The sequence below is a fragment of the Parapedobacter composti genome (assembly GCF_900112315.1).
Taxonomy (GTDB): Bacteria; Bacteroidota; Bacteroidia; order Sphingobacteriales; family Sphingobacteriaceae; genus Parapedobacter; species Parapedobacter composti.
This window is the reverse complement of record NZ_FOLL01000026.1, coordinates 1-26,091: the sequence shown is the minus strand read 5'-3', so window position 1 is coordinate 26,091 and position 26,091 is coordinate 1. Positions and strand designations below refer to the sequence as shown.

At 50.6% G+C, this 26,091-nt stretch carries 19 protein-coding genes; 1 reads left to right on the top strand and 18 read right to left on the bottom strand.

What is annotated here, in order from left to right; all coding sequences use genetic code 11:
• Positions 1 to 265 precede the first annotated feature (265 nt).
• The 4 genes from BM030_RS18325 to BM030_RS18310 form a co-directional block, all read right to left on the bottom strand.
• Positions 266 to 1,237 (bottom strand): fasciclin domain-containing protein, encoded by a 972-nt coding sequence (locus BM030_RS18325; RefSeq protein WP_170845826.1) that lies wholly within the window; start codon positions 1,235 to 1,237, stop codon positions 266 to 268.
• 74 nt (positions 1,238 to 1,311) lie between these two features.
• Positions 1,312 to 2,739: a fasciclin domain-containing protein gene (locus BM030_RS18320; RefSeq protein WP_170845825.1), complete on the bottom strand. Its 1,428-nt coding sequence runs from the start codon at positions 2,737 to 2,739 to the stop codon at positions 1,312 to 1,314.
• A gap of 49 nt (positions 2,740 to 2,788) precedes the next feature.
• Positions 2,789 to 3,910 (bottom strand): fasciclin domain-containing protein, encoded by a 1,122-nt coding sequence (locus BM030_RS18315; RefSeq protein WP_170845824.1) that lies wholly within the window; start codon positions 3,908 to 3,910, stop codon positions 2,789 to 2,791.
• Positions 3,911 to 4,002: 92 nt separating this feature from the next.
• Entirely contained in the window at positions 4,003 to 4,869 is an 867-nt protein-coding gene (locus BM030_RS18310; protein ID WP_139215945.1) for a hypothetical protein, read from the bottom strand.
• Positions 4,870 to 5,239: 370 nt separating this feature from the next.
• On the opposite strand from BM030_RS18310, the gene BM030_RS18305 reads away from it, so the two are divergent.
• Positions 5,240 to 5,647: a VOC family protein gene (locus tag BM030_RS18305; protein WP_090975057.1), complete on the top strand. Its 408-nt coding sequence runs from the start codon at positions 5,240 to 5,242 to the stop codon at positions 5,645 to 5,647.
• Between the two features lie 78 nt (positions 5,648 to 5,725).
• Here the strand turns inward: BM030_RS18305 and BM030_RS18300 are convergent, their stop codons facing one another.
• The 14 genes from BM030_RS18300 to BM030_RS18240 all read right to left on the bottom strand — a co-directional run bounded on the left by BM030_RS18300 (position 5,726) and on the right by BM030_RS18240 (position 25,986).
• On the bottom strand, positions 5,726 to 6,547 hold the full coding sequence (locus BM030_RS18300) for a DUF4249 domain-containing protein (RefSeq protein ID WP_090975056.1): 822 nt from the start codon (positions 6,545 to 6,547) through the stop codon (positions 5,726 to 5,728).
• 8 nt (positions 6,548 to 6,555) lie between these two features.
• Positions 6,556 to 9,168 (bottom strand): TonB-dependent receptor, encoded by a 2,613-nt coding sequence (locus tag BM030_RS18295; RefSeq protein ID WP_090975055.1) that lies wholly within the window; start codon positions 9,166 to 9,168, stop codon positions 6,556 to 6,558.
• Positions 9,165 to 10,043, bottom strand: coding sequence for a FecR family protein (locus BM030_RS18290; protein WP_090975054.1), 879 nt, complete (start codon positions 10,041 to 10,043; stop codon positions 9,165 to 9,167). Before BM030_RS18290 ends, BM030_RS18295 begins: the two co-directional genes overlap by 4 nt.
• Positions 10,018 to 10,272: a hypothetical protein gene (locus BM030_RS18285; protein WP_090975053.1), complete on the bottom strand. Its 255-nt coding sequence runs from the start codon at positions 10,270 to 10,272 to the stop codon at positions 10,018 to 10,020. Before BM030_RS18285 ends, BM030_RS18290 begins: the two co-directional genes overlap by 26 nt.
• Positions 10,273 to 10,392: 120 nt before the next feature.
• Positions 10,393 to 10,974, bottom strand: a complete 582-nt coding sequence (locus BM030_RS18280) for an RNA polymerase sigma factor (RefSeq protein WP_211657660.1) — start codon at positions 10,972 to 10,974, stop codon at positions 10,393 to 10,395.
• 741 nt (positions 10,975 to 11,715) lie between these two features.
• Positions 11,716 to 11,997, bottom strand: coding sequence for a hypothetical protein (locus BM030_RS18275; protein ID WP_090975052.1), 282 nt, complete (start codon positions 11,995 to 11,997; stop codon positions 11,716 to 11,718).
• 113 nt (positions 11,998 to 12,110) lie between these two features.
• Entirely contained in the window at positions 12,111 to 15,356 is a 3,246-nt protein-coding gene (locus BM030_RS18270) for a TonB-dependent receptor (RefSeq protein ID WP_090975051.1), read from the bottom strand.
• 40 nt (positions 15,357 to 15,396) lie between these two features.
• Positions 15,397 to 16,380, bottom strand: coding sequence for a fasciclin domain-containing protein (locus BM030_RS18265; RefSeq protein ID WP_090975050.1), 984 nt, complete (start codon positions 16,378 to 16,380; stop codon positions 15,397 to 15,399).
• Positions 16,381 to 16,408: 28 nt separating this feature from the next.
• Complete coding sequence (locus BM030_RS18260; RefSeq protein ID WP_170845823.1) at positions 16,409 to 17,704, bottom strand: fasciclin domain-containing protein; 1,296 nt, start codon at positions 17,702 to 17,704, stop codon at positions 16,409 to 16,411.
• Positions 17,705 to 17,735: 31 nt separating this feature from the next.
• A complete protein-coding gene (locus tag BM030_RS18255; protein WP_170845822.1) occupies positions 17,736 to 18,782 on the bottom strand; it encodes a fasciclin domain-containing protein in 1,047 nt (348 codons plus the stop codon).
• Positions 18,783 to 18,795: 13 nt separating this feature from the next.
• Positions 18,796 to 20,037 (bottom strand): hypothetical protein, encoded by a 1,242-nt coding sequence (locus tag BM030_RS19935; protein ID WP_170845821.1) that lies wholly within the window; start codon positions 20,035 to 20,037, stop codon positions 18,796 to 18,798.
• 9 nt (positions 20,038 to 20,046) lie between these two features.
• Positions 20,047 to 21,822, bottom strand: a complete 1,776-nt coding sequence (locus BM030_RS18250; RefSeq protein WP_090975047.1) for a DUF4397 domain-containing protein — start codon at positions 21,820 to 21,822, stop codon at positions 20,047 to 20,049.
• A gap of 2 nt (positions 21,823 to 21,824) precedes the next feature.
• Entirely contained in the window at positions 21,825 to 25,295 is a 3,471-nt protein-coding gene (locus BM030_RS18245; RefSeq protein ID WP_090975046.1) for a TonB-dependent receptor, read from the bottom strand.
• A 202-nt stretch (positions 25,296 to 25,497) separates the two neighbouring features.
• The gene (locus BM030_RS18240) at positions 25,498 to 25,986 is read right to left on the bottom strand and encodes a FecR family protein (RefSeq protein WP_090975045.1); all 489 of its coding nucleotides are present in this window, start codon (positions 25,984 to 25,986) and stop codon (positions 25,498 to 25,500) included.
• Between the last annotated feature and the right edge of the window lie 105 nt (positions 25,987 to 26,091).

Below are 26,091 nucleotides of genomic sequence, written 5' to 3'. Positions count from 1 at the left end.
CGTATGAACCGCCGTCACCGTCGCACCCGCAAGGCCCCCACCGGAAACGTCCGTCACCCGGCCCGTCAGGGAGCCCGAGGTTTCCTGAGCATAGGTCGCATTCGGGAAGACTAATAGCATAAAGCAACCGACTAATACCATCGTCCAAACCCAATTCATTATATAAAAGCTTTTCATTCGAAATAATATTCGTTACTGTTTGTTTTCATTTGCACTCATGAACGCTACGCGTTTTGTGTTTTTTTTGTCAGATAGGATTTGAACATCAAGGTCTCAGGACCGTACTGATTCCGTGAAGCACTCCATTGTTTGCCGTACGTCCGATATGGCTTTCAATCAGGATTTCCGAGGTGTTCAATCCTCCAGAATTATCCGGTTTACTGATACTGATCCCCCGGAACCCCGTTTGGCTAATCCAGCTATAGTTCGGTAAAAGCTGAATCGATGCTTCTTTTCCGTCCAACATGGTTTCCGTATATCGCTGGGTTGTCACATCGGCCATCATGATGTAATCATACAGGTATTGCCGGCCTTCGGCAATATGGGATAAAACCAGCGGCTTCAATTCATCCGGCGACATACTTTTAATCTCATCTGTGGTAAAAATTCCTCTTGCCTCAAATGCACTGTTCATCGGTGCAAAGACGGTCAGTTCGCCTGATTCCTCCAGTAGATCTGCAAGGCCGCTGTGCTGCAAGGCAACACTGAAAAAAGTAAACGAAGCATCGTTGGAAATGAGTTCCGCCAAAGTGAGTTGCTGGGTAGGCTGTAAAAGTGCCTGCGTGGTATACACCAATCCATTGCTCGCCTCGAAGCCTTTCGGCTGAACAGGCACTCCATTGATGGTAACCAACGACTCCCGGTCATTTTTCATGTGGCTGACATAGGCCGTCATTTCATTTTGCATGGTAAAAACCTGGTTGCGTCCTTCACCCAGGTCGTCCAGCTTCAGCACTCCGGGATAGATGTGATAGGGGATGATCTGTCCAACCAGGGCGGCGTTGCTCTGTATGGCACCCCGGGCGTCGACCCCTAAACTATTAAATGCTTCATTAGCCGGCGCAAACACGGTAAAAGGTCCGGGCTCCGTCAATAGCGGAACGTAGTTCGTGACCTGTAGTGCCAGGAAGAAATACTGGAGTGAATAATTATTGTTTGCCACCGCCGCAATGCCCCTGGCATTGTGAATGGAATTTACCGGTGGATCTTCTTTAGTACAGGATTGGAATACTATCATGACGTGCAGAAAGATTAGCACGCAGCGGAAGCACCTCGTATAAGCTCTTGACATGATCATGCTGATTTTAGGATTTAAGGGTTTGGCAACAATAAATTGTCTATCCGGTGTATTACGCCGTTCATGGCAACGATATCGGATTGTTCCAACACCACGTTGGCAACCTGGCCATCGGGCGCATCACCACGCCGGATGGTAATCCGATTCCCTTCCGATCGGAACAAGAGTTTCAGTTCGCTGCGTTCTTCTACCAGTTGCGTAAAGTCATACAGACTTTCATCAAAAAAGGTCCAATCGAAAAATGTTAATGAAACCGACCGGCGTATCCCTTCGTCCCGGAAAACGGAGTTCCACAACATATCGTTGGTAAACACCACTTGATTGTTTACGTTTGAGGACTGCCGTGCCAGTTCAAACGCAGGGAAATGACTTATGGTGGTTATTCTTGCGAAAAAGCTGTGGTTCAGTACCGAATCCATGTTGGTATAGCGGGGCCTCCTCCTCATATCTTCTACATATCCGGCGGTGGTTACATACGACGACCGGATATAATCTGCTATCGAAGCAATGTCTGGAAATCCTGCCCTGATGAATGCCTCGTTGTCCGGAGCAAACACCGTGTACATATTATTCATATTCAGATTACCTGTTGTTATCGTTCCGAACATGGGACTGAAACTACTAAGTTGCGAAAGGTCATTCATGAATGGTTCAGGCGTCATCCAGAATAACTCTTCGCTACGGTTTTCCGGGTCGATACCGACCTGGTATTCCTGATACACCTGGTTACTGATATCCAGGGCAGCCAGGTAAAAGCTGAATGATTCGTCTTCCTGCAGTATTTCATACACCGTTTTCCCCGGCTTGATGGGCAACGTATTGACCAGGTATACTGCGCCGTCAGTAGCCGGATGTATATCATTTCCGACTGTACCGGCTTCTTTTCCGTTCAAATAGATGTTCCCACCTCCCCAGGCCAGGTAGAGCAGGTAAGGCTGGTGGGATACCCGGATAAATCCCCAGTCATCCTGCAGCTCATAACGCCTCGCCGGGATGATGGGGCGAAGGGTGTTTGTTCCCGATACCGGATCGGACGTATTCGTCGGAACATAACGCCCCCGTACAGTCAGGTACATGATGAGTTCCCGGCATGCTTCGGCAGAAAGGTTGCTTACACTTTCCAGGCTATAGCCCATGGCTTGCCATGCAGCATCGCGGGGAACAAACAGCGTAAATGGTGTGAGGGTGTCGGTGGTGGTGGCACGGACACTATCCATATATGCCTCAACGCCCGATCTGGAATAGACTTCCCGGAAAATCGTCAGTTCTTGCTCCTGTGCTATGATCTCCGCTATTTCTTTTAATGCTGAATGTTCATACACCAATGGAGGCTGCAATTCCACCGGTATTTCTGTTACTTTGCTGCATGACCAAGTAACGATTGCCATAGATATCCATAGCCCAATACAGGTCAGTTTTATATGGTTTATTGTTGTCTTCATGCTATTATAATTTATGTATACAGCTATTGCCTGATTTCGGTTAACGTACTCATTGCACAATGGCCTCCTCCGGCATGACCAATAAGCCATCGATGTAATGGACCACGCCGTTGGCACAATTGAAATTGGTGTAGCGCCCCGTCAATTCGGATGCCGACCCGTTGTATTTTGTTTCGCCCAAATAAGCGATGACATAGCCTGCATTGCGATCCGATGGGCTTGGAACGGAATGCTTGTTTGATCCGATAATAGGCGAACCCCAGAAGGCTGGGCCGGCATAATTTGGCATAGGTTGATTAATTCCTGGCTTAAAGAGGAATGTTCCGAAATATGTTGACAAGTGCCCATTGACCATGGCCATGCCGGTCTCCGGATCACTGGTGCCCAGGATCAACATATAAGACGAGCCTGAGATGGGATAATTTATCTCATTGATCTGGGTTTGTATGTCGTTTGTAAATATCCGGTTGAGATCGACGATGTAGGCATCCATCAGCAGCGACCGGAACGTTTGCACATCCATGTCCGCTATACGATCGGCATCTATGCCGTAACGGAGGAAAACGGAATCAGGCGGTGCCAGTACGGTAATCTGCTGTTCCGTTGCCAGGCGATCCCACTGCCCGAATCTCTTGAGTCCGGCCACAAAAAGGGATAATTCCGGCCTTGATGCCAGGAAATCCTGCACCGTACCCGTCGTTGTCTTAATAGGGGTGTGGATGAAATAGACCACGCCATTTTGCAAGGGGGTACCAAACGTACGCGGATCGCTGAGTGCTCTCGGATTTTCAAGCATCCGGACGCCGTTGACGGTGGTCAGTTCCTCTGAATGATAGGATATGAGCAACGTTTCTCCGTTTACCGTCGGATACTCGGTATCGAGCGATCGTGGGATATCTCCGTAAAGTAGCCGGCCACGAATCACATGTTTCCAAACAAACAACTCCAAACTGTCAGCCGGCCAACGCTGCAAATCGGCCGCTGTGGTTATACCTATTCGATGGAATGCTTCGTCGTTCACGGCAAACACGGTATATTCGCCTGTAGCAAGCTCTTCAGCCAATCCGGCAAGCTGCACCGCTTCGGCAAAAAGCGACAACGACAATTGGTTGTTCAGGTAATCCGAAATGTTGTTTACCTCTGTCGTACCCGGTGGAGGTATGACGGTCATATCAGGCTTGCTGCAGCGAGCAAGGCCACTGCATGCCGCTATCAGAACTAAATATAATACAGTTGTTCTCATGGTCTGTTCTTGAATGTGGATCAATTGATTGGTGGATCATAGGTTTTCATCACCGATGTCATATACACCTGCTTATTGATAAATTCTATCGTGCTAACCGTGGCAAATGACCGTTGCCGGTATGGACCGGACGCGGCCTGACGGATCAGGCTTGGTAAAAAGAAGCCCGGTGCATTTCCACTCCCTCCGGTATACAGCTGCGTACGCCCTTCGTCACTGAGGTTTGTCAATGATACAATGGTTCCGTTTGCCGGCGCGAACAGTCTGTGGCTTGGGTCAGACACGCCAATTAACCCTCCTCCGCCCCCGCCGGGCGGGACGATATCGAGGCGGACCCAGTGTCTGGAGAGGATGTTCCCCGTGGTATCATCCGGAAGAAAAAGCGGGATCGTGTTGTACGGCGTAACAATGGGTTCTTGAGAGCGGGTTAACTGTTGCAAAGGAATAAGCTGATGGCCCGGCACGGGGGTAAAGCCAATCCGCGGCCGTTGGTTGTTTATCAACGTAAAGGGATAAGGTATGTCGTCCCGATACAGCGAATAATAAATGTTGACATGCTCCTTGATTGCTGTTCCTGTTGCCTGATCGTAGTTGGTGATCATAGCCGAAGGCTCTGGGTGCGCATCGACATAGCCTACTGCACTTAGGTTATAAAAATTGACATACAGGAGCGAATCGGCGAAGGCCATTTTGTGAAAACGCTCCTGCCGGAGGTAGAGCAGAGTGGAAAGCTCCTCACCCCCTACCTCTTTTTCCAACACATTCAGCGTATATACTTCACCTGCTGACAAATTAAATGTGCTATCCGCAATGACGGCTTGTTCTTCCCGTATGGTAACCGGCAGTTCAAAAAATGGTACGTCAGTAAAAGGACGGGTATAGAACACAAAGCGGTGTGTGCCAGACGGCACTTGTGCCCAACCCGAAAGATCAAAACCGTTGATGACCGGAGCGACAGGGATTTTGAGGTTGCCCGGATACTCCCGGTTTATGTATGAGGAGGAAGCTGCGTCCGCCGTTGGCGGCGCATATCTTGATACATCTTGTACGATCTCTTCAGCAGTAGTTCCCGGTTCTTTTTGCTCCGTACCTCATGCCGATTTCGCTAATCCTGCCCATACCGCTATCGGGGCAATGAAAACCAGCCCGAAAAAATGAGTCAGAATTAACTATATTTACCGTGGTGCGCGAGCGGTCCAAATCGATGGGCCACCGCAAAAACAGGACAAGTTTCATTGGTAAAAAAATAGACCGAATATGAAAATAAGAACCACAATCGTTTGTTTACCTATCCAGCATCCGGACAAAACCTTAACGTTCTACAGAAATGTATTTGGACTTCCTGATATTAAAATTGACGAAGGAGTGATTACGATTGAGCTTCCGAATCTTTCATTGTTTCTTATGGAAACGAATACATTTGAGATTTACAGCAGACAAGCAGGCCGTGGAGTGCAATTTCCAAAGGATAATGCCGGAACAATCATCAGTTGTGCATTGATGTCTAAGGAAGATGTGGATGCAGCTTTGGAAAATGCGCCAACCTATGGAGGTGCAATAATGAATAAAGCCATGATTGATGAAACATACGGAGGGTATATTGGATACATTTCTGACCCGGACGGTCATTTATGGGAATTAGTATATCCGCCGCAACAATCTTAAATTTCAATACAGACGTTCTCAGCACCTCGCTATCCCGAGGTCCGGTTTCGGGACCTCTGCCTTCATATGCTCAACATTTCACTCAACCACATACGTCACGGTGTCGGTCTCGGAAAGCCTGAAATAGCCCAGTGCAACGTTACCGGCATCGGTTTGGTTGACAATATTCCCCCGGATATTGGCCGGTGGTGTGCTAAATGGGTTACCGCCTGTTGCCGCTAAAATCAGGGCCATAAAGCTGTAAAACTGCCGCGAGATTCCCGATAAACGCATCTGTATTTCACCCCCGCTGTCAAGTTCCTCATCAATAAAGGGCTGGAATAGCTCGTTGCCCTGCGTATACTGATTGTCCAATAACCCATAGGATGGAAACAACAGAAAATCGGTTTGTATTTCCGTGAGGTAATAATTCTCCGCAGTACCATCGTCGTTAAAGTAAAACCTGACTTCGATGTTGTCTCCGAAAATATCCAGCACACGCTGCTCAATACGGGTGATTTCGGGTACGGGCATCAACGTCTCCGTGGCGGTATATACCTGGTCACCGACGGTCACCCGGAGTTCGTAGACCCCGTGGAGTTCGGGCACAAAATCGGTGCACAGGTACTCTCCGGTACCGGGGTTCTCCACGAAATCAAACCGCTGGCCGGCGGCGTTGCTGATCTGCACGGTGGCTCCGGATACCGGCGGGATTTCCGTGGCATAATAGTCGGTGGTTGTGCTCAGCCTGATCCGTTGGTTGGCACCATCGGTGCCTTTTTCCCAGGAAATGGCTGCATCGATCACCAGCCGAGGCTCGGCCGTATCCAGGTCGATATCGACCACTTTTTCACATGCGGTAAACAACAGCGCAACGGCGATGGCTGGAAAAATCGGCAGAAGTGATTGGAAATTCATCATCGTTTGTTTTAAAATTTAAAATTGTATGATACACCGGGAATAATCCCGAAAATGGAAAGCCGCGTGGCCTCGTTGATACCGGTTTCTTCATTGGCTCCGAACCGGATGGAAGCGGCGTTCATACGGTTGTAAACGTTATAGATACTGAATACCCATTCGCCGCGCCAGCTCTTTTGCTTTCTGGGTCTGGGGATGTAGGTAGCAGCGACGTCCAAATGGTGGTAGGTGGGAAGCCTGCTGTCGTTCCTGGAGCCGTAGCTGGGGATTGTAAGTCCCCCGAACCGGTACTGCCCGTCCGGAAACGTGACGGGCTGTCCGGACTGCAGGGCGAAATTGGCTGCAAAGGACCACCGGTCATTCAGCTCATATACGCCGGTAATGACCAGGTTGTGCAGCTTATCATAGGGCGATAGATACCAGTTGCCGCCGGCAATTCCCGGCTCCTCCGGGGTGTGGCCGGGTGTCCGCTGTTCAGCGCGCGACAAGGTGTAGGCAATCCACCCGGTAAGCTTCCCTGTGTTTTTCCGGAGCAGGAATTCCCAGCCGAGCGAACGGGCTTCCCCGTTGAGGATCACCTGCTCAATATGGTTATTGGCAATCAGTTCCGCACCGTCGACATAGTCGATGCGGTTGTCTACGGTTTTGTAAAACGCTTCGGTTTCGATGGTATACCGATCGTCCGAAAAATTCTTGAAATAGCCGAGGGCCACCTGATCGAGCAACTGAGGCTTGGTATACGGCCCGCTGGGTGTCCAGACATTGACCGGCGTGGGCGACTGGGTATTGGCCAATAGGTGCAGGTACTGGGTCATACGGTTGTAGCTGGCCTTCAGTGAGGTATTGTCGTCCAGCGCATACGACAGCGCGACACGGGGCTCCAGGTTATTGAACGAACTGATTTGCTCGCCCCTGCCGTATTGCGTTGATCCGACTGGTGTTCCCCTTTCATAAATCCCAAAGACGGGATTGAAGGCCACGGGCCGGTTGTCTGCGTAGTGGGTGACGGTTTCCTGCCCGTACCGGTAGAACAGGCTGTAACGAAGACCGTACCGGATTGTCAGTTTATCGGAAAGCGTGTGTTCCGCGTCGACGTATACCGAGGGTTCCAGCGCATATTTCTTGTCGAGCTGCGTGAAATTGATGATTGATGCCGGACCACTGGGCGCCAGGGTGCCGGGATTGAAATCGTAATACATCCCCCCCGCACCGTACTGCAGGCTGAACGCATCTGAAAAGCGATGCGAAAAATCGTATTTCACTCCGTAACTTTCAATGGCATTGTCCCAGAGAAAATCAGCAAAAGCAAGCTCCAGGCCGAAGCGATAGTCGCTGTAAAAGGTAATCAAGTCCGCTTCGAGGTTATCGGAAAACCGATGACGCCAGCGCAGGTTGAGCATGGCATTTCCGTATGAACTGGAAAACAAATCGTTGATGTCAAACACGTCACGCCCATAGTAACCGGAAAGGTAGAGGGAGTTATTCTCGTTGAGCCGGTAATTGAGCCGGGTGTTGAGATCATAGAAATAGCCGGAATTATTTTCTCCGGCCAATTTCAGAAACAGGTGTGCGTAGGAGCTCCGGCCCGCCAGCATGAACGAACCCCTGTCTTTTTCGAGCGGCCCTTCGGCGGTCAGCCGGCTGGATATCAGCCCTATGCCACCATTCATATGAAAATCGCGATTGTCGCCGATCCGTTGACGTGCGTCCAGTATGGAGGATACCCGCCCCCCGAATTTGGAAGGTATCCCGCCCTTGTACAGCTCGAGACCGCTGAGCGCATCAGCATTGAACACGGAAAAGAACCCGAACAGGTGGGAGTCGCCATAAATGGGGGCGCCGTCAAGCAGCAGCAGGTTCTGGTCTGCCGCCCCTCCCCGTACATTGAATCCGGATGACCCTTCGCCCGCATTGGTGACTCCGGGCAATTGCATGAGTGATTTGATCGGGTCAGCCTCACCCAGAACCACCGGGGTACGCTTGATCTGCGCTACAGAAAGACTGTTGACGCTCATCTGGGGCTTTTTAATTTCGGCAATCTGTTTCTGCTTCCCGGTGACCGTCACTTCATCCAGTGTTTTACCGTTCTGCATAAGCGTAAAGTGCTTTTCCACATCGCCATAGACGCCGACCTCTTTCTCCGTGTCCAAATGACCGACATAGGTGATACGTAGTGTATAGACTCCTTCCTGTAGCGGTATCGAAAACCGTCCGTTTCTATCGCTGGCTATGCCAGCGTCCTTTTCTTTGATAATGATATTGGCTCCCTGCAGGGGTTGGCCCTGCTCATTTGAGATGGTTCCTGACAACGTATGCGTTTCCTGACGATTGCCGGCGGCATGTTTTACGGTGATATTCTGGCCCTGACGCCGGAACATATAATTCGATTTTCTCTCCAGTTCAGTAAGCGCCGCTTCAATGTTGTCAGGGGAAATCGTGATACTGAACCCCGTCCGTCCGTTGATGTTCAGCCGGCTGTCATAGGCAAATCTATAGTCGCTGTTTGCCTCGATGGTATTGAATAGTTCCTGGAGGCTGGGATTCTTCAGGGTGATGCTGTTTTCCTGTGCAAGGCTATGGCCGAAAAACACGAACGGAAACAGGCAGATAAGTATACATTTCATTTTTTTGTGCTTGGGCGGATGATGAAGAGTTCGATTTTATTTCGCAAGGTGTCGGTGCTTGAGCCCATATCATAAATATCGGTGATGGTCTTGAGAATATTGTCCAGCGGTTCGTTCCTGCGCACACGCATGGTCATTCTTTCGGAAAAAATCGCCGGGTCGCCCGTTACGGTATAACCATAAACGTCTTTTATGTAGGCAGCGATTTCAGCAAGTGGTGCCTTTTCGAAATCGATGTATAACGGTGTACCGCCCCGGCGGGTATTGAAGGGGACCACTTCCGGTCCGGTGCCATTGAAGATAAAAAGTTCGCCCGGAGACAGCTTCCAATCCTGTTCCATGCCTTCCACCTCCATTTTTACGCGTCCTTCATACAGTGCCACTTCGGTACTCCCGTCGACACGGCTTTTCACATTGAACGAGGTGCCCAGCACAGTGGTTGTTGTGCGACCACTGGTCACACGGAACGGCGCACCCTCCTTTTTCGTGACCTCAAAGTAAGCCTCGCCATCCAGGTTCAATGTTCTGTTTTGCCGGAAATTTTCCGCGTATTGTAGCCTGGACCCGGGCAGCAAGCTAATGACGGACCGATCGGGCAAGGTAACGACGCGGATGGTTTTTCCCGTGTTTTCCACCGATAGGAAGTCCGGCCCGGACCTGGCATCAATGACCAGTTGCAGGCTTACAACAAGCAATACTACCGCAGCTGCGGCCGCAGCGAAATGTTTCCAGTAGGGTTTCATCCGAAAGACCTTTACGGGCTTGTTGTCAAAGGCTTTGGCAGCGAAGCGTTCCCAGGAAGCTTCCGCCTCCCCGGGGAGTGAAGCGGGATAGTCGGCGCGCCAGAGTTTACCGAGGTATTTCTTCAATTTCATAGCTCAAGGTTGCTCTACGGTACAATAACTTACATGAATACCCATCCTCATCCAAGATCCGTATGACCTGTTCGGCAACCCCGCCCTGGGATTCGATACGCATAATTTTATCGATGTCTTCTAAGTCAAATGTGACCCTGCCGTCCGCAGCTATGGGTTTCAGCGATTTCAAAAGAACTTCGGCTTGCCTGGAATCGGACACGTCGGTCGTGAAAATTTCAACTACCATATTAATCTTTGATTATTCTTACGAATGCAGGACAATCGGGATCTGAAAAGTTCCCAATGGCATTTCAAGATTTAACAATTTATTAATATTGCTTCTCCACCAAACCCTAAATTGAACCCGCTAACGGTCGCTCTGCGAAGTTTCTTTTTGGACGTTCTCTTTTAAAAACTTGGTGGCTAGGTAAAGGTGATTGGCAATGGTTTTGGGTGAAAGTCCGGTAAGTGCCTCGATTTCTTTGTAGGAATGACCGTCTATTTTGTGCAACCTGAAAATTTGCTCCTGTTTTTTTGGGAGCCTCTCAAGGAGCCTCTCAAGGATAGCCCCTCGCGCTATTTCCGTCCGCTGATCGGGCGCATTTTCATCAGCCTCCAAAAACAAATCAAAGGAGTCTGTCGTCATATTCCGCTTTTCCTTCTTGATATGGTTCAGGATGATATTTTTGCAGATCACGAAAAGCTGCTTATCCAGCAGGACGTGCTCTTTGAGTTGTTCGCGGTTTTTATACAACCTCAGGAATGTTTCATGCACAAAATCTTCGGGGGATAGCAAGCCGAAGTCGAATTTTTTTCCTATTCCGATGAGTTTCGGGTAGTACCGTAAATACAGTTCTTTGTACACCGCCTGATCGCCGGTTTTGAGTTTTTTTATCAGTGCGGTATTATTGGGACTGTATTGCATGCCTGAAGATGTTACCCATTTCATTGACTAAAATAGGTCGCGAAAGTTACAGTTTTTCGTAGTTTTACCTGTGCCTCCCGGCCCAACCGGACAGCCGCTGCTTGGCCAGCCTTTTTTTGCCGGCAGCGGAAACAGCACAGCCGCAGCGTTCACTCGGGAGCCGGAAGGGCCGGAAAAAGGACGTGGCCGGCATTGGTCGCCCCCGGCCGGATATGGCCTGAATCGGCCGGGACTGGCCACCGCATCTGCAAGCGGTCCGATGCTTCGCCATGGCAGACTTGCCCTATGCCTACCGTCAACTTACTGCCGCCTTACCATTTGCTTACCCTGGAGGTAAGAAATTGGTAACCAAATGGTATAGAAAAGGTAAGTCAGAGGTATAGAAAAGGTAAGGAAAGGGTAAGGAAAAGGTATAAAAACGGTAACCCTCCGCCCGGATGGGTGGCGGGCACCGGGAAGACCCGCGCCGCTCAGGACCTGTCGGACGCTGCTTTGCCCGCAGCGATGACGTCAAATTATGGCGTGTTTACCCGTGTCCGGCAAATGCTTATAGACAATAGCGCGTGCAGCTGGTCGCTACCCGTAAAAACGCGATAGCCTTGTAGAATGCCAAAAGGCAGCCATAAATATGATATCCGAACCGTATACTGTTGTACAAACCAAACTGGAGATCAAGAACACCCTGCCCAAAAGCCAGATCGGCAGAGCATCTGCAAGAAACATACGGATAGCCAGCCAGGCCGGTTGCAGTCCTTCTGGGAATGGCTAATCCCTGTTGCTGGGTTTTGTGCGCCGACGCAGTTTGCGAAGTCCGGGGCCCAATACATTCACGCGCAGATCATGGTGCAATTTTTCATAGACTGCAATGGTTTCTGCGAGCTCGGCAAGTAACGCCTCGTAGCGCCCATAGGTATCCGACAAGGCCGATAACCCCTCGCGGATATCCCCTTCGGCAGCGCCGCTCCGGTCATGCTCCGCGGCGAGTTCAGCAAGCCGCTGCAAGGCTGCTGTTAATGCCCCGTGTTTCCGGCTGCTTATTGCCTGCATTCATTGCTCCTTTCTTTTACGATTTAAATACCCGGACCGGCTGCTGCTCCGGCCCGGAGTATAAACGCCGCCAAGTGCTGCTGAAACCGGCGGACTTTGTTTGTTATTGAGTTTTAAAATGTATATCTCACGCCCAGTTGTGCCTGTGCCCTCGAATTGAAGTAATCGATGCTATACGGCCTTCCGGGGTCGCTGAAGGTGAACACCGGCCAGTTGCCGTCGTTCTGCTGCGGGGGGAACAGTGTTGGTGTCAACCCAACCGAGCTGGTCGAGTTGAACGTGTTCGGCGAGAAATATTGTACCCCCCATTTCCGGTGCAGCAGGTTGGTCACGTTGATGATGTCAGCACTTATCGTGATGGAGTGCCCCAACCGGTTCACCGGCACCTCATGCGCCAGCCGCAGGTCGGCCTGCACATTCCAGGGCGTACGCCCGGTGTTCCGCTCCGTGAAGTTCCCGCGTCTGGATGACAGGTAATCATTTCCATCGATGAATCGGTTAAAGGCCTCGGCCTGCTGTGCCGCTGTCTGTCCACCCGGAACGTCCTTGAAGTAGCGTATGGCGTCATCGCGCTGTGGGATATATACCAGGCTTACCTGCTGCGGCAGCCCCTGGATGCTGTTGTTCACGATGCCGTACGTGAACGGGCTGCCCGACTGCGCCGAGAAGAACAGGTTAACATTGGTGCGGCCGACCCTGTTCCAGTCATGCCCATAACTGATGCCCGCCACGATGCGGTGCCGGATATCAAAGTTGCTGTAGGCCAGTGTGGGGTTGTTGGGCACCAGCGACTGGTTCAGCTGCCAGTTGCTTTCCATCGAGTTGCGGACACCGTTGGAGATATCCTTCGACTCCCCGAACGTGTAGCTCGCCGTGGCGTTCAAATTCTTCCACCGTTTGCTTACCGTCCCCGTGATGCTGTAGCGGTAGCCTTCACTGGTGTTGCTCAATAGGTAGACGTTGGTAAAACGTTCGTCCACCGTACCATCGTAAACCGGTTGTTGTTGGCTGTCGTCATAACCGTGCCATAAGGTAAAATCCCGGGTATTGACCTGCTGAAACAGGAGGTCGTTGATGTTTTTTGTAAAGATGCCCTCCAACGTGAAATCCCATCCATCACCGGCCGTATAATCCAACCCTAAACTGGTGCGGAATACCTGCGGCATGGTAAACCCGTTGTCGATCAAGTCCACCTGTGTCTTGCCGCTGCTGGGATCATTAACGACCACCCCGTTTTCAGCTATGAAATTGGCCAATCCGTTTTCACTTGGCCGGACGGCATCGCTACCGGGGGCAAAGGGTTTGTTCTCGGCACGCTGATCAAAGGCTCCATACGTCAGCCCTGTGTTGTAATAAGCATAAGCCAACCAGGAAAATGGAATCCTGCCCGTAAACAATCCCGCACCTCCTCTAACCACCAATTGCCTGTTTTCCAACGCCTCCCATCGGACACCTATTCTGGGTGAGAATTGAACCCTATTTAAAAAATCGTTGTTGATCCTGTTGACAGGCGTATAGAAATACGTCTTACCAAAATCCGGATCGGACAACATGCTTTGCACTTTTTCATTCAAGGTGGGCAACGTAGGCAGGTGCGCCAAGTCTGCACGTAAACCAGGCGTGACTAACAACCGATCGTTGACCCGTATTTCATTTTGCACATACACACTGTACATATTGACGTCAAAATTTGCTGGGGGATTATCCATTATGAAATCCCTATTGTTATTTTCATAATTATAACTCCCCCGTACCCGATATGGAGCATTGTCCAAAAAATCCTCGATGCTCAGAAAGTCAACCCGGCCGTTCCATCCGTTCACAAAGCCATACCGGATTCCATACAGTTCGTTGTGCGTACCGAACGTCCATCGTTGGCTGCCAATGTTCCAGTTAAGGTTGGCGGTCAGCTCCAACGTGCGTTGCCTCATATCGAATATACTTGCCTCCCGGTCTGTACCAAGATAAATGGTTGTTCCGGGCGTTCTTCCCTGTATCTGAATCTGGGGCAGGCTCGCATCGCTCTGCGGATCTCGATAATCATTTATCAATGTGTATCCCAGGATAAAGTTGGCAGTCAAGTTATTTTTTAACCGGCTTTTCAATTCTGCAACGGTGCTGACCTGGTTATTGGTTTGGTCGAACGCCATGCTGCTGAAGCGGAAATCCTGCTGGTCCCGGTCCATATGCGTGGCCTTGCTGAAAATCGTGTTGTTGCGGATAGCCAACTGGTGGCGTTCGTTGATGTTCCAGTCGATACGGCCGAAGAATTTGGTTGATCTGCTGCGGTTCACAAACAGGCCGGGTGTGCCTACCTCAAAGATATCGCCATATCGGTTGAGTGCTGATTCGCTCAGGATAGCGGCATCGGCTACACTGAGTATGTGAGCTGTCTCAGCTGTGCCGGCAATCAATTGGGTGGGATCATTCCGGGAGGTATATTCCATATTCGTAAAAAAGAACAATTTGTTTTTCAGGATAGGGAACCCCAGGCGCAATCCCGTTTGGAGATCATGAAAATCACTTTCCATACTGCCGAGCGTACCTACCCTGTCATTGCCCGTGATCGTGGCATTACGTCCATAGCCGTACACCGATCCTTCCACGTCATTGGTGCCACTGCGGGTCACAGCATTTACCGACCCGCCCGTGAAATTGCCTATTTTCACATCGTAGGGTGCCAAGTATACCTGCATATCCTGGATTGCGTCTAACGAAATCGGGTTTGTCCGCGTACTGCTTCCCGGCATGCCTGAGGTTCCGGTCTGTCCGCCCAGGGAAGGAGAGAAACCGATGGCGTCGTTGTTGATTGCCCCATCCACGGTGACATTATTATAACGGAAATTCGTTCCGGCAAAGCTGTTGTCTTTGCTGCCTTGCGGCACTTGTCTGGTAATATCGGTTACCGAGCGGCTGATGGTTGGCATATTGCTCACCTGCTCGGCACTGATGTTCTGCCCGGCACCATAGGTGTTGGCCTTTTCCGCAGCGCGGCGGGCCGTGACGGCCACCATTTCCAACTGCTGGACATCGTCCAGCATTGTTAAGTCCACCTGTTGTGCGCCTCCGAGCCTTACCATAATCGATCCTTGTGATACCGGGGCCTTTCCCACCAGTGAAGCAGTCACCTCGTAGGGTCCACCGATACGCAGGTTGTCAAGCCGATACCGGCCATCCGCTCCCGTTGAAACAGCATAACGTGTGCCCGACGGCGTGTGTATTGCGGTTATGGTAGCTCCTTGTACCGGAGACCCGGCCTGGTCAACGACTTGGCCGGTCAGTGCCCCGCCGGTTTCCTGTGAAAAGGCGAAAAAAGAGTAAAGTATAAGCAAGCTAAATAATACTATATAGCGTTTCATTATCACGTTTATTTAAATTTATGTTTTCTTCAACTATCTGTTACTCCAGCACACCATTGATGATATTGATGATGCCATTGTTGGTTACCAAATCACGCTCGGCGACGGTGATATTGCCCGTATTGCCCGGACCGCGCAGACTGATGTTAAATATGGGGCGCAAGCCGCCCGCCCTCCGCTGCAGGTTGACGGTGACGTTGCTCCCGTCCAGCATCGTCTGCTGGTAATTGTTGGCCGTTACTTCCGTCAGTAGGATATAGTCCTGCATAAACAACTGATCGTTCACTATATGCTTTAGCACCAACTGCCGGAGCACCTCCGGATCAGCCGCAGCTATTGCCCGCAGATCGGGATAACCATGTGCCGCCAACGCAGCGTTGGTGGGCGCATAGAGCGTTTGTCCCTGTGCATTGCTGATGGTTGCCTCCAAACCGGCTTTTTGTATAGCTAAGTAAAACATGCTGAGCTGCGGAAGGTTGACCATGTTGTCGATGACATTGTCGTAGATAAATGGTTGCAAGAAGCCTTCGATTACCTGCAGGTACCCATTTGATGCTTCGAAGTCTGCCATGGCCAGTTCAGCGCCGTTGACCATGGTCAGCGTATCGTTGTCTCGCACAACTTTGGTAACAAAGACTGGTTTGCCTGTACTGGTCATCACCGGCTGATTGGCTTGGATGGGTAGGTCTTTGAATGCCACTTTTTGCGGAATAATATGGTACCGCACCCGTCCGGCCAATACGTCAACCGGCATGTTGAAAAGTTGCATCTGGCTACCTAACCCCACATTTTGGAACCCCGCATTTGAACTGGCCAACAGCGTGTACGGGCCGGGACCTGCCAACTCATCAGCCAATCCGGTGCGTTCCAGCGTAAAAAAAAGATGGGAAAGGTTAAAGTTATCTTCAACCACGTAGGTCAGCGTGGTATAGTCCGGTTCTACCGGTATGGGCGCCGTACTCTTTGAACAGGAAAACAAGCTCATTGAACCCACGATGCCCATCACTATTGTAAATCGTAGCATATTGTCTCTTAATTGATTACACCAAATATTATAATTCGACCCCTTCTTCGATGATTAACCGGTCAACCACGTGTACCGGCCCTTGCAGCGTCATCAGACTTTCTGTGATAGTTGCCGGCGGGTAAGCGGAACTGGCTGCTTGAACGGTAACGCGGCCGCTCTGCTGACCGACCACATAAGGACGCAGCTCAGTTGTCTGCGAGACGTCGGGCCTGAGATCATGTTGGAAAAAAAATGGTGAGGCGGTAACATTATTGAAGCTATTTGTTATCTCCACATAAACTGGCCGATTGGCTAATTCATAGTTAAGCGTAAAGTTGGACGTAGAAGCGCCCCGAAGTGTATGCAGGTGAAACACCTTCTCCAATGCCGTTTTGGCCGTTCGCTGCTGGGCTCGGGGCGCTGTCGCCACCTCATCCAGATCGGCACGCTGGCTCAGCGCCAAGATATCGGCTTCGGTATAAATGCCTACCTGATGAAAAGCCTCGTTGGTGGGCAGAAACAAGGTGAATTGCGCCAGGCTGATTAACCTGTTTGCCGGCACCGCGCCTCCGGGTGGGATATAATGGTATTCGTACCGTGCCCTATCCAAATAGACAGAATTGTTTAGTGTAGAATATGTTTCATAAACGGGAATACGAATCGCGATATTCAGATCCGCCGCCGCGAGGAAGAGGCTAAACCGGTCATCTTCCCTCATAATATCAATCATCTGCTTTTTAGCATATGGGATCAGTTTATCAATCAACACCATCCTGCCGTTGCGGATATCCGCTTCATCGTTGACCACCAGCGCCGTGCCATTACTCATTATCCCATCGGCCGTTTTGAACAGGTGATGCTGGAATACATAAGGCCTAGCTATCTGATCTTGTCCGGATACCCTAGCCGTGGTAATCGCGATATCAGGAATGGACAATAAGCTGTTGAGTGCCAACGTTGAGCCGGTTGGCAGGCGGGCAACATGCAGTGCCCCGGGCACGATATGGGCGAGCAACAAGGTGTCGAGATCAGCGGCAGCCATTCCGTTAACGGATGCCGAGGTGTAGCCGGCGTTTGCGAAAGCCGCGTCGTCAGGAATCAAGTAGGTCAAGTCCGATTTGACGTATTCGTCGGCAATGAGCTGTTTCACGTTGCTCCGCTCCCAAATCACGCGGAAAGTTCCATAGCCCGTTTCGGGCAATGTTTCCAACAGTTCGGGGAATGTGGCCGCCGGGATGGGCTCCCCCAGTTCCGGCGGAAAAAACTCCTGTCTGCAGCCAGCCAGTATACCGGCGGCGCACAGCAAAAAAAACAACCAATATTGATGTGTTTTGTGTTTCATTTTATGCTTTGATGATGTAAATGGATACGTGTTATAACTTCGCTTCATCCGGTAGCACGACCATGCCACCCAAGCCGTGGATAACCCCATTATCCGCTTTATAATCCACCTGATAATTAGTGGCCGTGTTGGATACCTGCACCACACGGACAGCGGTATTTGTGCTGGGGTACACCCTTACGGTAATCCGGCCGCCGCTCATGTCAATGGAATAGATGCCGTAACGCGTTCTCCGGAACACACCGCCGCGGGCCTCAACTACCAGCCAATCGGAAGTAAAAAGATGCTGATCTGGGTGGAGGTAAACGCTGAGCAACAGGTCTGCATCGTATTCCGCTACATTTAGCTCCGCAATGGCATCCAATGAAAGTCCGCGGTTTTCCAGCACGGTATTGGACAGGGCATATATCGTCCAATTCCGGTCCTCGTCCAACATATCCCAATAGTCGAAGCGCTTCAGCAGGGCAACGAAGTTGCGGTATTCCGGTAGTGCTTCCAAATAATCGCGCACGGAGCCGGAGCGGTACCGAAGTACTTGATCCAAACCATGCAACACACCATTGCTGAGGTTAACATTATTATTGTTTGCCCTGGACTGGATACCGTTCACATAAAACTGTCCGCCAACACCCGTACTGGGCTGAGCCGGCCTCCCGAGGTGGAGTTGCCTGCCGGTGAGGTTTTCCTGTAGCTGGTCGGCCTGTTCATAACCGATATCACTTAAGTAGACAGCTGACGGTAGAATGTGGTATTCAAGCATAAAACGCAGGCTATCGCGGTCCATTTTCTCGAAGTCACTGGGAAACTCCACGCCAATCGAATTGAACGCAGCATTAGTGGGCGCGAAAATCGTATAGTCGGCTTCATTGTCGCGGAGCGACTCGTCCATCCCGACCCATTCAATGGCTGCATTGAAGAGGGAAAAATCATAGTTGTTGCGCAAAAATTCCGCGGCGTTACGTAACAGCCGCTCACGCTCGTTTTCAATCAGGAGGTCTTCCCGCTCACAGGCTGAAAAGGTGAAGAACCCAGCCAGCATGAGCAGATACGACCATCTTTTAAATTTAATCTGTTTCATCTCTGTGTTGTTCTTATTCATAAATAGGAGCAGGAAAAGTGCGTTGTATGGTAGTGAGGTATACCAGGCCGTTGATGTACTCGATGGAGCTGACCGAGCCGAATGTCTGCGGGTTATTGACGCCCGAGTGGACATTGAGCAATAGGTTGGGCAGTGTTAGCCGTTCTACCGGCGTCCGCAAATTTACATTGGATTCCGGTCGGGGATTATCCGTTAATTCGAGGTACACATAATCATTGTAGAAATTAGAGTGTTGCCTGATGTCTATCCGGGTAGGGTTATTGGCCGTTCCTTGTCGGAAACTCTGTTCGAGACCGCGCAATGCCATTGAAAAAAACTGGAGATACTGCCAGGAATTGGTGTGGATTTGTTCGCCCTCCTGGATGAAAATCGGGAAACTATGGTACGGCGCAACCCGCGCGCCGCTCATATCCCGCACGAGGGTGGTTACGTAATTCTTGGTATAACCCGGTATAAATTCATGGACTTCGGTGTCGTTTTCATTCACAGTTACCGACACGTGGCTTAAAAATACATTTGTGGTGTCCGGAATACCGGCTTCCATGGATGTCACACGGTCGCCGATACCTTTATAGGGCGACGACCAGAAACCTTCGGAAGACAAGTTATAGAAATTGACATAAGCTCTGTCGTCCGAGAAAGGTTGTTTATGGAACGACTCCTCACGGGCATAGAACATCGTTTCCTTGGTTTCAAAATCCTTGTACAATACATGCATGGTGTACACTTCACCTTCTGCTAACGTAAGTGTGGTATCCACGCAGACCGATGTCATGCTCCGGTGCAACTGCTGAAACGGCATGGTATTACGTGGGCGGTGCATCAGCAGAAAGCGCCGTTTCCCGGCCAGTATCTGCGCCCAGTTAGTCAAGTCATATCCATTGACTATCGGTGCAGTGGGATACAATTCCTTGCCCGGAAACTCGGCATTGTAAGGCGAATTGGACATACCGGCATGTGCCGGATTGGGCGAAGCGTACCGGTTTCGCACATCCAGTAGGTCACTCACAATCAGTCCGCCCACCGGGTAGCCCGACTCATCGAACTCCGGATCGATGAACAGGCACAGAAAGGGTGCGGGGTCATCTTTGTTAATAACATTGATAGGGATGTTCAGGCTATTGAACAACCGTATATACGCCGGTTTATCCACCGTGCGGTACTCTGTTTTCCTGCACGAAAAGAAAAGCAAAAAAACAAGCGTAATAAGTAAAGAAAACAGTTGAAGTTTCATATCTAAAAACTATTCCGTGTGTTTGACATACATTATTCTGGCGTTCTTTTTCGTATCTTGGTATTCGCCAATAACCGCTACGGTGTATACTCCCGGTTCCATTCCGGGGATATTCCGGTTGGCTTGGGTATACATGGCTTTGTTGGCTATCATATCCTGGGTAGACAAACCTGTAACGTCGCTTATCCACCGACCGGGCGACTCCGTGGGGGTAGATCGGTAAAGCATGAACACCAGCTCATCGGCATACTGTGTTCCCAGATAGAAATGGTATGGATTATCGTCTTTGGCAATACCGAATGGCAAGTGGGTGGACGTGGAGCCAAAGGGGGAGCCGACCTGATTGGTGAAGGTGATTTCGTCCAAATCAGCGGACAGATGCAGAAAGCGATACGCGAAGGGGAAGGTATACCGCCGCCTGAAGGGATCGCCATAGTTACCCCTATCGTCCGCATCGCCCCAAAGTTCGCTTGCAGCCAGGTTGTTCGAAACCCACAGGCTCTGTAACTGCTGATTTTCATCTGCATAGACCCACAGGCTATAGTTCCTGCCGGCCAGGAGATCAACCTCCCGTTGGATAACGGCGTTGCCGGAGGCATCCTTGACCAGCAATTGCCGTGTTCCGGCGACTGCCGTGAGGTATCGGGAATATGCAGTAGGTACTACGGCCTCCGTTTCCAGTTCCGGCCCCACCTGTAAACGGAGCGGCGTTCCGTCAAGGGTAGCGTTAACCAGTTGTACCCTCGCATAGCTGTTGTTCAGCGGCGGAGCGATATCCCTGATCACCTGAAATGCATTCTGGAGTACATCGGTCATTATCCAGGCAGTACCTGCTCCGGGTGCATTGTATTTCATCCAATAGGGATGCACCGCGATGCTATAGACACCACCGGGCTGATAAGTTTGCATTTCGGCATAAACGAGCCCCGTACTGGCGGGCATATTGTTGTTATCGGGGTCACGGTGCCTGATGTCCGGAATGGCTGAAGTTGCCAACTGGATGGTGTGGGATGTACCGGCCATGGGAACCTGACGGCCATCGGCCGTCAACACCTTAAACTGGTACGTGCCATAGGGCACCTCCACGTAGGCAGACCATTGACCAATCGGCACGTTGGTTGTTTCCGGCGACACGGGCGTACCATCGGCATAGGCCAACGTCATCGGGGTCATCAGGTTTTCGGGGGTAACCATGTAGTTATCAAAAGTGCGGACAAAATTCAGCAGCCTGATTTTGAAATGATCCGGCCGGGACGGCGCAGTCACATCGCGCGGCACCTCGATGACGTTGGGCCCGTCGTGCATTTCTTCTTCAATTTTAAGCAGGTAATAATCCATCGGTATACGGCCATCCCTGTCAATTGAAAAAGTATGCTGTTTCTGCCGGAGGATAGCGCCGCTATGAAACCTGATTTCGGTGGGCGTACCGGGCGTTATAAACTCAATCGGGACCGACCATGTTTGCCCTAACTGCCCGGTGCTTGGAAAATACTTGGTGGGCAAAACCTGTGTGTGCGCTTCGGGCGATGCTTCCGGGTTGGCCGGAGGATACCGGAAGTTGGTCAATGAGTCGCCGTTGACAACGATATGCCGGTTCTCCCCGATGTTCACCAAGCGGATTAAGCTGGCTGTTACCGCATCCGTAAATTCCCGATAATCCGTGGTATAGTCCAGATTCGTTTTTTTACAGCCATTAAAAAGCAGCAATCCAACGACGGCAAGCCCGAAGATACAGGTGCGGAGCACTCCGGAAGGCTGCAGTTTTATGTTTAATGTCTTTCTCATATCTAAAATAAGTTATAGCTAAAACCAACTACGATTTCGCTGCCCTGCTTAAAGCTACGGTTCACATATTCCCGCCCATACCATTTTCCGCCCGTACTGGGATTGGCGTAAACCGTTTTGATATCGGGATTCAATATGTTTTTCGCGAAGCCCTTAAACGTAAGCCGCTGGCTGAGCCGCTGGGTAATTACAATATCCAAAAACGGTACGGGCCGGCTATATAAATCAGGCTCGCCGGTCAGGTTAATCTGCACCAGGCGTTCACCGATTATGTTGAACGTAGTCGTAATATCCGTACCCCAACGTTTGTTTTCATAGTTCAACCAAGCGTTCACACTGTAAGGTGCCTGCTCAAACAGCGGGCTATTTTCGGGCGCATTGCGGTCTACACTCCAATTGGCGGCCAGCCGCTCAGGCGTCTTTTTCACTTCACTTTGGGCGATAAGCATGTTGGAACCGATGTGAAAACCGCGCGCACCGGTCCACAATGTACCCAAGTCTTTCACCAGTTCCAGTTCCAGCCCCCACACGCGTCCGGTGTTGGGGTCGTTCTGGTAACCAATCACCGGGTATTCCGGGAACCGGGCATTCAACCCTTCGGTGCGCAGGCTGTAAACCTTTACCAGTTGATTTTGGAGCTGCTTGCGGAAAGCCGACACGGCAATGACCTCTCCGGGGTTCGGGAACCATTCCCAGCGGAAATCAAGGTTGGTGGTATTTTGATTGATGAGGTTCGGATTGCCGACCACCAGGCCCATCTGGAAAGCATCAAACTCAAAAACATTCGTTATTTCCCGAAGTTCCGGCCGGGCAAGGGTAGTATTGAAAGCCATCCTGAAGTTCATCAACTCGTTGAGTGTATAGGTTGCATTGACCGAATAAAATGGCTTGTACCCCTGCTTGTAGACGGCATTCGGTTTAATGGGGTTAAGCAGCAGCTCACCCTGTGCATTAGCCCGGAGTAAGGAAGGGTCCAGGTACAGGTTAGCGGTATCCACCTGTGATTGGACATTCGTCAGTTCAAAACGCACACCACCGGCCAGGCGGAGATTGTCGGTCAGTTTCAGGTCGAGCATTCCATAGAACGCATTGGTCTGAAAAAAGCCATGGTAATTGTTCGGCGATTTCTGAATATTGTACAGGAAGCCACCCACCTGGAAATCGCCCTCTCCCGAATCATTGGTCCGTGGGCGGATACCCACAATTTCGGGGCTCACCAGTCGGTTCAGATCTCCGTCCACATCATATAGCGGTGCCGTGGAATACCGCGTAGGGCTGGAGGAAGTAGCATCATCGAGCATGGAGTTTTGCAGAAAATTGGATCCGGGCAGAAAAAGTACATGCTCGCCGAAGGTACGGTCGCGATTCAGGTAATTGAATCCGGTTTTGAATTCCTGCTTATGGCCGAATAAACGGAACGGCACACTCAAATCGGCCTTATAGTTGTAAATATCCTCATTCAACTGTCTCCATCGCCGCCCGTTGGGGTCGGCCTGCATCACACCGAACGGGCCGAAACCATACACATACCCGGAGCCGAGCGCATAGTGCCGGTATACGTATTCATATTCCGTACCTACCTCCCCTTCGCGCGCGTAGAGCGACGGCTGATTAGGTCTGTAATCGATAAGGTTAGCAAAGCGGTAATCGGGGTCGTTGTGGCCGGAAGAGGATGTGGATAGGTTGTAGCTCAGTGCGGGTGCCAGGGGGCGGTTCCACAGCTTGTGCTCGCCCTGCAGGTTGAATACCTGCAATGTGCGGAAGCTCTGCCTCAGCGAATGCGTGGTGCTGTTTACCCGTCCGGGCATACCGGTATATTGATAGGCACCGGCCAGGTTACTTGCGCGCGTTTCGCCACCCCAGCTGCCCATGTATTGAAAGCTGATCTCATGCCGGGGGTTGAAGCGGTATGCCAATCCACCCAACATGCCGTAATTCAGCGTCTCCACACCGGTATGCTCCTTGTAGGTCTGATACCGCCCCAGCCCGAGTCTATTCGTGGTGATAAAATTGGGGATATTCCGCGGGCTGAAGATATAGTCGCTGCCCGAAAGCACCCCCTGATAAATGCTCCACTGCGTAAGGTCACCATCGTAAATATTGGTGATCCGACGGTAATAGTTGCCGCCAAGGATGATACCGATCCGGTGGTTGCGGAACACCTTGTAATTGTTGCCGAAGGTAGCCGAATAAAGCTGGTTGAGCGGCGCGGTCTGGCCCTGTGTGGCGAGTACCGGGTCAAACTCGTGCATGATACCGTTGATACGGTCAGCTTCCTGCTGCAGTGCCGGACTGTATCCGCTATTGGCAATCAGCCGTTGGATGGAATACAACCCGTTGGGATACTGCTGTCCGAGATTCAGGAAATCCTGAGAAAGGTTTTTGTTGTTGATCCTGTTGCCCCAAATTCCCATATCGCTATTCCAGAAACTGTTGTAGTTTCCGCCGATGCCGATATTCGAATTAAATCCGGATTGTGCGACAATCTCGAAGGTTAAGCTATCTGGTATGGATTTGGTTTTCAATTCCACGATACCGGAAGCGGCATCTGCTGGTTTATCTGGGGTTACCGTCTTATAGATCGTAATGTTGTCCAATAAAGAAGCCGGCACCAGGTCCAGCGGTATGGCACTGCGATCGGGGTCAGACGATGCCAGGCGCACACCGTTGAGCTGCCCGATTACGGAGCGGTCGCCCAGTCCGCGAACGGCTACGTATTTATCATCGGTTACGGTCACACCGGATACCCGCTGCAAGGCTTGCGTCGTTGTTATACTACCGGTCCGTTCGATTTGCTGGGCAGAAATGGCATCCTGTACGATGGAAGCCTTGCGTCTTTCGTCCAGTACCGCGATTTCGGTATTAGCGCGGCGACGTGCCTGCACGGTGACGGCTACCTCTTCCAGTTCAGAAGTAGCCTGTTGCATGCGGACATTGATTACGGTATTATTCGACCCGGTCCCTATTTCCTGGGTGTCCATACCGAGAAACGTAAAAACGAGTGTTGCGCCGCTTGGAGGCACCGTGATACTGAAATTTCCGTTTGCATCAGAGGATGATGCCGTTTGTGTACCCTTTACGCGGATAGACACTCCCGACAACGGCCGGTTGTCTGAAGCATTGACCACACGGCCGGTGATCCGGAGCTGTTGCTGCGCTCGGGGCAATCGGGTGCTCTCGGGTTTCTTTGCGATCGTAACAAACCCTTGGTGGACCGCCCAATCATAGGGTTGATTTTTAAAACACTCATTCAATACCTGATCCAACGTCGCATTTTCAACAGTTACCGTTATCGGACTCAGCTGGTCCAAAATGGTCGGATCATAAAGAAAATTATAGTTGGTCTGTTTTTGAATTTCTTCCAGAACGGCATAGATACTACTGTTTTTCTTATTCAACGTGACCCGCTGCGCATAGGTGTGGGCACTCACCTGTACCAGCAGGCAGGTTACTAATACCATGGTGACTTTCATAACACGCATGATTTGAAGAAAATTTCGGTGTATTTTATTGCTCTTTAATGGGTATCGAGAATATTCAAATGAATATTTCATACTTTTGTTTAAGTTAAATTATCTAATGTGTTAATCAGGCATCTGAGGATAAGCTTAACGGATTTGCCAAAGGTGTTGCCGCACCTTTGGCTTTTTTGTCAAGCCAATAGAAGGTCTTGTATTATTCGCTCACTATCCACCTCCTTCCGTTACGGGTTATCTTGACTCTACTGGTTGATTCGATGGTTTCCACCAATGCCTCGATCGGCGTAGACCGGGAAACTATCCCTGTTAATTGCCTGCGTTCCAGATGCGGCGGACATACGATGTCGATGTCGTACCATCGGGATATTTGCCTCATGACGTTACCCAGAAACTCTTCCTTAAAAATGAACCTGCCGTTTGTCCATGCAACCTGCTTTTGTATATCGGCTGTCTCAACCACAAGAGCGCCATCCAAAACCGACTTTTGACCTGGTGAAAGCATGACGGCTTTGTTGTTTACGGACGATGTTACCCGGACGCTTCCTTCGATCAGGGAGGTTTCTATGGCCGTCTCGTCTTCGTAGGCATTGATGTTAAATTTCGTTCCCAGGACCTCCACTTGCTGTTTATCGGTATCCACGATGAATGGAACTGATTTTTTTCCGTCAGGGCCATTCCATTTCACAATTTCAAAATAGTACTGATGCGTTAACTTTTTGCATCAAATAAGTTTAACAATTTTTGTTCTTTGACACTTTGATTTTTTTGATCCTGAGCGATTAGATCCTTT

Coding starts and splice junctions, on each gene's coding strand:
- BM030_RS18325 (WP_170845826.1), bottom strand. CDS start 1,237: ATGATAGTATTCCAATCCTGTACTAAAGAAGATCCACCGGTAAATTCC.
- BM030_RS18320 (WP_170845825.1), bottom strand. CDS start 2,739: ATGAAGACAACAATAAACCATATAAAACTGACCTGTATTGGGCTATGG.
- BM030_RS18315 (WP_170845824.1), bottom strand. CDS start 3,910: ATGACCGTCATACCTCCACCGGGTACGACAGAGGTAAACAACATTTCG.
- BM030_RS18305 (WP_090975057.1), top strand. CDS start 5,240: ATGAAAATAAGAACCACAATCGTTTGTTTACCTATCCAGCATCCGGAC.
- BM030_RS18300 (WP_090975056.1), bottom strand. CDS start 6,547: ATGATGAATTTCCAATCACTTCTGCCGATTTTTCCAGCCATCGCCGTT.
- BM030_RS18295 (WP_090975055.1), bottom strand. CDS start 9,168: ATGAAATGTATACTTATCTGCCTGTTTCCGTTCGTGTTTTTCGGCCAT.
- BM030_RS18290 (WP_090975054.1), bottom strand. CDS start 10,043: ATGAAATTGAAGAAATACCTCGGTAAACTCTGGCGCGCCGACTATCCC.
- BM030_RS18285 (WP_090975053.1), bottom strand. CDS start 10,272: ATGGTAGTTGAAATTTTCACGACCGACGTGTCCGATTCCAGGCAAGCC.
- BM030_RS18280 (WP_211657660.1), bottom strand. CDS start 10,974: ATGAAATGGGTAACATCTTCAGGCATGCAATACAGTCCCAATAATACC.
- BM030_RS18275 (WP_090975052.1), bottom strand. CDS start 11,997: ATGCAGGCAATAAGCAGCCGGAAACACGGGGCATTAACAGCAGCCTTG.
- BM030_RS18270 (WP_090975051.1), bottom strand. CDS start 15,356: ATGAAACGCTATATAGTATTATTTAGCTTGCTTATACTTTACTCTTTT.
- BM030_RS18265 (WP_090975050.1), bottom strand. CDS start 16,380: ATGCTACGATTTACAATAGTGATGGGCATCGTGGGTTCAATGAGCTTG.
- BM030_RS18260 (WP_170845823.1), bottom strand. CDS start 17,704: ATGAAACACAAAACACATCAATATTGGTTGTTTTTTTTGCTGTGCGCC.
- BM030_RS18255 (WP_170845822.1), bottom strand. CDS start 18,782: ATGAAACAGATTAAATTTAAAAGATGGTCGTATCTGCTCATGCTGGCT.
- BM030_RS19935 (WP_170845821.1), bottom strand. CDS start 20,037: ATGAAACTTCAACTGTTTTCTTTACTTATTACGCTTGTTTTTTTGCTT.
- BM030_RS18250 (WP_090975047.1), bottom strand. CDS start 21,822: ATGAGAAAGACATTAAACATAAAACTGCAGCCTTCCGGAGTGCTCCGC.
- BM030_RS18245 (WP_090975046.1), bottom strand. CDS start 25,295: ATGAAAGTCACCATGGTATTAGTAACCTGCCTGCTGGTACAGGTGAGT.